This is a genomic window from Actinoallomurus acaciae (assembly GCF_042429965.1).
Classification (GTDB): Bacteria; Actinomycetota; Actinomycetes; order Streptosporangiales; family Streptosporangiaceae; genus Actinoallomurus; species Actinoallomurus acaciae.
Window position 1 is genome coordinate 1 of record NZ_JBHLZP010000415.1, and the last position, 7,563, is coordinate 7,563.

The following is a 7,563-nucleotide window of genomic DNA, read 5'->3' on the forward strand; positions in this document are numbered from 1 at the left end:
GGCAGCGACGCCACGGCCGCGGCGGCGACGTCCTCGGCGGGGATCGCGCCGGTACGCGCGCGTTCCTGCGCGCCGGTGACGGCCGCCTTGACGATGCGCCGCCCCAGCCGGCCGGCCGCCTCGACGAGGCGCGGATCGGCGAGTACGGCGTCGGTACGCGGCACGCGACGTCGGGTGTCCATCCCTGAAATCTATGACCGCGGACAGGTGTGCGCCATGCGCCGCTGCGAGGATCGGCGACGTGACACTCCTGCTGAACCGTACGGACCTGGAAGGGCTCCTGGAGCCGGAGGCGTGCCTGGAGGCGCTGCGCGCGGGTCTCCTCGCACCGGCCTCCGCCGTGCGCCCGCTCCGGGTCCGTACCCCTGCCCGGCCCGGGGACCGCCACCGCGCTCATCCCCGGGGTGCTCGCGTACACGATGAAGGTGAACGCCAAGTTCCCGGCCGCGAGCCCGGCCCTGCGCGGCGTCGTGTGCCTGCACGACCTGGCGACCGGGGAGCTCCTGGCACTGCTGGACTCGGCGACCGTCACCGCGTGCCGGACCGGTCTGGCGGCCGCCCTGGGCACACACGCCCTGGCCCGTACGGTCGCGGTCGTCGGCGCGGGGGCCCAGGCGGACCTGGTGATCCGCGGGCTGCGGCGGCTGCGTCCGGTCCGCGACCTGCTCGTCACCGACCGCGATCCGGCACGCGCGGAGGCGTTCGCCACGCGGCACGGCGGGCGTCCCGTGGCACGGCCGGAGATCGCGGCGGCGGAGATCGTCATCACCGCCGCCTGGGCCCGGTAGCCGATCCTTCACGGCGGCGACGTCGCGCCCGGTGGGCACGTGACGTCCCTCGGCGCGGACGAGCCGGGCAAGGCCGAGCTGTCCGCGGACCTGCTGCGGGCGAGCCGGGTGTTCGTCGACGACGTCGCGCTGTCACTGGCGATGGGCGCGCTGGGCAACACCGGATCGGGACCCGTGGACGCGGCGGGAACGCTGAGCGAGGTGCTCGACGGCACGACCGGCCGCGCGACGGAGACGGAGGTGACCGTGTACGCGCCGGTCGGCCTGCCGTGGCAGGACCTGACGCTGTCCTGGCTCGCCTTCCGCACCGCGCGGACGGGGACGCGCTTGGACTTCCTGACCCGACCCCCGGAGGCTTCGCCCGCAGAGTCGTTTGCGTGTGGGCCGTGGTCGCCGACCAGGATCAGGCGATCTCGCTGGTCTCCCCCAGTCACCTGCTGTTGGGCCGCCACCAGACCCTCATCGTGGGCGCACCGTCCGGTCCGAACACCCGGGCGCGTCGATGTCGCAGGCGGCGAAAGGAAGACTTTCCATCGACACTCAGTGCATGCGCACGGATACTGAGGGTGACGGCTCGTCCTCGCGGCGAGACGGGAGGACCGGACGATGGGCGTGGCCGTGGCGTCATCCGCATGCCGCGCGAAACCGCCCCAGCACCCGGCCCCACCGCTCGCGGTGAGACGTCAGGCGGATCGTCGAACCCGACCGAACCGGCAGACAAGGAACGCGATCGGATGACCGAAACCCTCCAAGAGGTCGTGGCACCGCACACCCTCCGCGCCACGGCCGCCCATCGCACCGACGGTGACGTGACCCTGTACGGCGTCCAGCTGTCCTGGACCGTCGGCGACAACGACGGGGCGGACTGGCCGCCGCCGGCCGACTGGAACGACGGAGACGCGCCCTATCCGCACTATTACGAAGTCTGGCTCAACGACGGGCAGATCAGGCAGACCGCCGTGCTGTACTGGCCGTCGTGGGCGCCGGGCTGGCAGCTGGCTCGCACTCACTGGGTCTGCCTGGGCGGCCACCCCTATCCGCAGTACCGGGTCAAGGTCCGCGCCAAGCTCCCCGACGGCTCCTGGAGCGCGTTCACCAACGAGGTCACCGTCACCGTCCGCCCCGGTGACAGCCGCCCGTACGTCGACCCGGTCCGCGGGCCACGGACCGCCGCGCCGCCGCGCCGGAACACCCGGCACGGAAATGCCGGCTCCCCTCCCAGCCGCGCCGTACGGGCGATCCGCGACAACGATCCCGCCGAGATCTGCGACCGCGCACGGCAGCTGAACACCAGCCGCACCTGGCAGGAGGTCGTCCCGCCGGCGGACGCGCTGAAGGCCGATCCCCCCTGGAACGGCTCCTACCTCGAATACCGCAAGTTCTTCCGCGGCGGTGACCTCGCCTCGGCCGCCAACCCCGCCTTCGCCGGACTCGACCTGATCGGCGACTGGCCCGCCGCCACACTGCCGTCCTCGGCCGGGGAGTACGCCTTCTCGTACGCCTACACCGCCCACCACATCGGGGAGACCTGGACTCACCAGTGGTTCGTCACCCGGGACGACTGGGATCCCAGCACGCCACTGACCTGGGATGACTTCGAGCCGACCCCGTTCATGACCGAGATCCACGGCGATCCCGGCGTCACCCGCCACACCACCGGGGCGCTCCCGCCCAAGATCGGCCGACACGTCGTCGTCAACATCTGGGGCGGCCACGGCGGGCCGATCGACGACAACGGCAGGATGACCGGCGAGTTCTTCGTCTCCTGCTGCGACGTCGAGTTCACCGAGGGCCCACCGGCCTGATCGGCGTTCGAAGAGCATCTCCGGCGCAGGGCCGGGAGGGCGCGGGACACCCGTTCCGCGCCCTCCCGGCGATCGGCCCGGTCACGATCGTGCCCATGCTCCCGCCCACGCCCACCTGCCGGGTCACGCGGGGAGCCTCGACGGCGAGCCGACCCGCGAGGGCGCCCATGCGTACCCGGTCCCGACACGTCCGCGAGCACGCACGGCAGCGACGCGCTCGTACGGCCGACGCCGACGCCCGCCTGGAACGCGCCGGTTTCGTCGGACGCGTCCCAGGCCCGACTTGGGTCTGCCTCGATGTTCGCGGAGTCCACGCTGATCGCCACGTTCGTACGGACGACGCGCCGCCCGGTCGGGTACGGCCTGGGTGGCGACGTGCTGGACGTCGGCGCGGTCACCATGCTCGTCTGCTCGGCACCGGCCGCATCGCGCAACGGGTCCCTCGCCGTCGGCCTGGGATACCCGTGGCTCGCCCCCACCCTGACGCGTACGGCGCGCTCGGCCGATGGGCCGGAGCGGCGTCGGCTCCCTCATCCGTACGGCGGGCGCCGCGTCTCGGCCGCCGTGCTCACCCGCGAGACGATCCCGGGGCTGCCCGGCGTCCCGCAGCCGCACGCGTACGTGCCGTGCTTCGTGATCGTCGCGGTCGCCGTGCTCGTACGCGGAATCCGGAACCCGGCATCCGGTGCCCGCCCATCGCATCGAAGCCCTGAAGACGTCTTGACGTAGGGGCGCAGGCGATCGCCATAGTGGATGTCCCCCCTTGGCGGAGGTGCGACATGGGCCCCTACACGGCCGCGTACGAACGCAGTCTCGGCGATCCGGCACGGTTCTGGGCGGAGGCCGCCCGTGACATCCGCTGGCGCACCCCTCCGGAGCGGGTCCTGGACGACGGTGCCGCGCCGTTCTACCGATGGTTCACCGGAGGGGAGCTCAACACCTGCGACAACGCCCTCGATCGGCACGTCGACCACGGCCGTGCCGACCAGCTCGCGCTGATCTACGACAGCCCGGTCACCGGCACCCGGCAGACGTACACCTACCGGGAGCTGCGCGACGAGACGGCGCGGTTCGCCGGGGTGCTGCGCGGGCTCGGCGTGGAGCGCGGCGACCGGGTCGTCCTCTACCTGCCGATGATCCCGCAGGCGGTGATCGCGATGCTGGGGTGCGCGCGCATCGGCGCGGTGCACTCGGTGGTGTTCGGCGGCTTCGCGCCACGCGAGCTGGCCGTCCGCATCGACGACGCCCGGCCGAAGGTCGTGGTGTCCGCGTCCTGCGGTGTCGAGGGCAGCCGGGTGATCGAATACAAGCCGCTGCTGGACGAGGCGCTTGAACTCGCCGACCACAAGGTCGGCGACTGCGTGATCGTACGGCGCCCGCAGGCTCCCGCGCCCCTCGTCGACGGCCGCGACGTCGACTGGGACCAGGCGATGGCCGAGGCGTACCCGGCGGACTGCGTGCCGGTCGCCGCCACCGATCCGCTCTACATTCTCTACACCTCCGGCACGACCGGGCGACCCAAGGGCGTCGTCCGCGACAACGGCGGGCACGCGGTCGCGCTGCGGTGGACGATGCCGAACGTCTACGGCGTCTCGGCCGGCGACGTGTTCTGGGCCGCCTCGGACGTCGGCTGGGTGGTCGGGCACTCCTACATCGTCTACGCGCCCCTGCTCGCCGGCTGCACGACGGTGCTGTACGAGGGCAAGCCGGTCGGCACGCCGGACGCCGGGGCGTTCTGGCGGGTGGCCGCCGAGCATCGCGTGAACGCCCTGTTCACCGCGCCCACCGCGATCCGGGCCATCAAGAAGGAGGACCCGGAGGGCCGCCTCCTCGCCGGGCACGACCTGTCGGCGCTGCGCACCCTGTTCCTCGCGGGAGAACGCCTCGACCCGGGCACCTACGACTGGGCCACGCGCATCCTCGACCGCCCGGTGATCGACCACTGGTGGCAGACCGAGACCGGATGGCCGGTCGCGGCGAACCTGCGGGGGCTGGAGCCGATGCCCGTCAAACCCGGCTCGCCGAGCGTCGCCGTGCCCGGCTTCGACGTACGGGTGCTGCTGCCCGACGGGTCGATCGCCCCGCCCGGCGCCGAGGGCGACATCGCGATCCGGCTGCCGCTGCCCCCCGGCACCCTGCTCACGCTGTGGAACGACGACGAGCGGTACATCGAGTCCTACCTGTCCCGCTATCCGGGCCACTACCTGACCGGCGACGGCGGCTCGATCGACGAGGACGGCTACATCTGGGTGATGGGCCGTACGGACGACGTCATCAACGTGGCCGGGCACCGGCTGTCCACCGGGGCGATGGAGGAGGTGCTGAGCGCCCACCCGTCGGTGGCCGAGGCCGCGGTGGTCGGCGTACGCGACGCGCTGAAAGGGCAGGTGCCGCGCGGCTTCGTCGTCCTGAAGAGCGGCGCGGACGTGGACGAGCCGCGGCTGCGCGGCGAACTCGTGCGCGCGGTGCGCGAGCAGATCGGCCCGGTCGCGGCCTTCAAGGAGGTCTCGGTGGTCCCGGCCCTGCCGAAGACCCGATCGGGCAAGATCCTGCGCGGAACGATGCGCGGCATCGCCGACGGCGACGACGTGCCGGTGCCGTCCACCATTGAGGACGCCTCGGTGCTGGACCACCTGCGCCCGATCCTGCGCCCGCCCACCGCCCACGAGACGCACTGATCCTCCGGCGCCTGCGTCGCAGGCCCGCCGTCACGAGCCGGGCGCTAGGTCTTCTTGGGCCACAGCGTGGTCACGATCAGGACGCCGATGACGGCGACGATGATCTGGAAGATCGTCTCCCAGAAGTTGAAGCCGTGCGTCTTGAGATTGAGCAGGTGGGCGATCCACGTGCCGATGAAGGCGGCGACGATGCCGACCAGGATGGTCAGCCAGATCGGCATGTTCTGCCGCCCGGGCACCAGCAGCCGCGCGACCGCGCCGATGATGGCACCGAAGATGATCGCGGTGATGATCCCGCCAATCGTCATGGCGACCCCCCGTGTTCACGTGAACGACCCCCGATGGACACACCGTTACCAATCGCATACCCGTCGCAGTGCCGAACGACACCGATACCGGGGAGGGCGGCACACGTCGCGTGGGGGGAGGCCCTCGTTCGGCGTGCGGAACGGCCCCTGATCATCGGCCGGTCGTAGACCGCGCCCTCCGCCTGCCGCCGACACGACCAGGCCATGAAGCCCGTCACGCAAGGCCCCAGAATAATTATGAACCCACTTCCCCATCTGGTGGTGACCATCGGGGAAGTGGGTCTATTTCAAGCGCATATAGCCAGTTAGCTGTATCCGCGTATCATCTTTTAGTCACGCGAGGACTCTGCCGACTCGTTCAGCAACGAAACCGGCGCAACCTCCACACACTGCTGATTTGCCATACTGCGCGAGCTTTTCGTCCAGTCCAGGCCGAGAAATTTCACTTCTTGCCCCATTATTGGGCCACCTCCCTCCTTTTCATTATGTCCACATTTCCCGGGCTATCCTGGAAATTCGCTCCATGGACTCTGCCGGCCCGAGCGCCTCTGCACTGAGTCGTTCGAAACTAAGCCTATACCGGTAGGTTTCGGTTGCCTCTTCTAGATATGAGCAGCCGTTCAGGTGCTCGATATACACGACGTCGTGAAACTGGATCCCGCCCACCAACGGGAATTGCAGAAGCGTGAAGGACCCCGTCGCGATCGGATGAGGTCCATCAAGTGGAAGAACCTGGAGGCTCAGATTGGGGAGAATGGAGAGCTCTTCGAGGTGCTGCAACTGCTCGGCCATCACGGCGGCGTCGCCATAACGCCGGAGGAGGAGTGCCTCGTCCAGCACGACCGACAACCGGAGGGGCGTCTCACGCGTGAGCACCGACTGGCGGGCCAGGCGGGCCGCCACGCGGGCGTCGACGCGGCTCGGCGGGATCACCTCGGTCGAATGCGAGCGTTGCTCGACCGCCTGCGCGTACGCCTCGGTCTGCAACAGACCGGGCACGACCTGTGTCTCCCACTGCCCGATCGCCTCGGCCTCGATCTCGAGGCCGATATAGGAGGCGTACTGCTCCGGCAGCGCGTCGGAGAATGCCTCCCACCAGCCACGGCGAACGGCGTCACGGGCGAGTTGGAGCAGTTGCTCGCGGTATGCGCCCTCGACGCCGTAGAGGTCCAGCAGCCGCCGGACGTCGGCGAAACGTGGAGCCTGGCGGGCATTTTCCAGCCGGCTGACCTTGGAGGCGGACCATCCCAGCCGCTCGGCGACGTCGTCACCGGTGAGATTGCCGACCTCCCGCAAACGCCTCAGCTCAGCCGCGAGCCGACGATTGCGGACAGTGGCACTTCCGGGCCGGGGCACCCTGAATCCTCTCCCACCCGGGCCGATGGCGTGTTCCCGTCAGCCGGAATCTATAAATCTGGCGCAACTGTTATAGAGGTAGGAAGTAACGGAGTCAAGAAAACACCGCTACACCTTTTAGTGAAACTTGCGAACGAGACGACCTTAGCGGACAAGGCACCAAACAGCCAAGCGCTCAATCCGCTATCGGACATCTTGCGAAGATTGTGGAACGATACAGGTTAACAACAGTGATTCGTGTGGCTTTCCTTCCTTGTGAGAACCATTGTGACACCTGGGGCGGCAGCGCATGATTGCCGCGCGGGCCGGGTGCGCCGCCCACGAGGTACGGCGGTGCAGGATCGTACTGGATGTCCGGCCGTGCGGACATGCGAACGGTGACAGCCGCGCCACGGATCGCACACCCGCGCAGGTCGGCCACTGGGTTCCGCGCTCGGCGGAAGGCGCGGAGGGCACGGTCACCGGCCCGCCGCGCGCATCGGCCGCCCCTCGCGGGCCGCGAGTCGCTGTGAGCCAGACGTGGAGGTCGGCGTCGCCGCCGGCACACCAGATCGCGTGGGCGTGAGCGACGTCCGCGAAGCCGCCCACACCAGATCGCGTGGGCGTGAGCGACGTCCGCGAAGCCGCC

At 70.0% G+C, this 7,563-nt stretch carries 6 protein-coding genes and 2 pseudogenes; 4 read left to right on the top strand and 4 right to left on the bottom strand.

Going from position 1 to position 7,563, the window contains the following annotated elements:
* Positions 1 to 182, bottom strand: a pseudogene (locus ACFFNX_RS36755) (L-seryl-tRNA(Sec) selenium transferase); the annotation flags it as partial.
* Positions 183 to 419: 237 nt separating this feature from the next.
* Between ACFFNX_RS36755 and ACFFNX_RS36760 the strand changes: the two are divergent.
* The 4 genes and pseudogenes from ACFFNX_RS36760 (at position 420) to ACFFNX_RS36775 (ending at position 5,271) form a co-directional block, all read left to right on the top strand.
* Positions 420 to 1,352, top strand: a pseudogene (locus tag ACFFNX_RS36760) (ornithine cyclodeaminase family protein).
* Positions 1,353 to 1,522: 170 nt separating this feature from the next.
* Entirely contained in the window at positions 1,523 to 2,593 is a 1,071-nt protein-coding gene (locus tag ACFFNX_RS36765; protein WP_378210630.1) for a lytic polysaccharide monooxygenase, read from the top strand.
* Between the two features lie 297 nt (positions 2,594 to 2,890).
* Positions 2,891 to 3,322 carry a hypothetical protein gene (locus tag ACFFNX_RS36770; protein ID WP_378210632.1) on the top strand — a complete coding sequence of 144 codons (432 nt, stop codon included), beginning with the start codon at positions 2,891 to 2,893 and terminating at the stop codon, positions 3,320 to 3,322.
* Positions 3,323 to 3,372: 50 nt separating this feature from the next.
* Entirely contained in the window at positions 3,373 to 5,271 is a 1,899-nt protein-coding gene (locus ACFFNX_RS36775; RefSeq protein ID WP_378210634.1) for a propionyl-CoA synthetase, read from the top strand.
* A gap of 44 nt (positions 5,272 to 5,315) precedes the next feature.
* Here ACFFNX_RS36775 and ACFFNX_RS36780 read toward each other — a convergent pair whose 3' ends face one another.
* From ACFFNX_RS36780 to ACFFNX_RS36790, 3 genes are all read right to left on the bottom strand, one after another.
* A complete protein-coding gene (locus tag ACFFNX_RS36780; RefSeq protein WP_378210636.1) occupies positions 5,316 to 5,579 on the bottom strand; it encodes a GlsB/YeaQ/YmgE family stress response membrane protein in 264 nt (87 codons plus the stop codon).
* A 329-nt stretch (positions 5,580 to 5,908) separates the two neighbouring features.
* Positions 5,909 to 6,037, bottom strand: a complete 129-nt coding sequence (locus tag ACFFNX_RS36785; RefSeq protein ID WP_378210639.1) for a DUF397 domain-containing protein — start codon at positions 6,035 to 6,037, stop codon at positions 5,909 to 5,911.
* 25 nt (positions 6,038 to 6,062) lie between these two features.
* Positions 6,063 to 6,935 (bottom strand): helix-turn-helix domain-containing protein, encoded by an 873-nt coding sequence (locus ACFFNX_RS36790; RefSeq protein WP_378210641.1) that lies wholly within the window; start codon positions 6,933 to 6,935, stop codon positions 6,063 to 6,065.
* Positions 6,936 to 7,563: the final 628 nt, after the last annotated feature.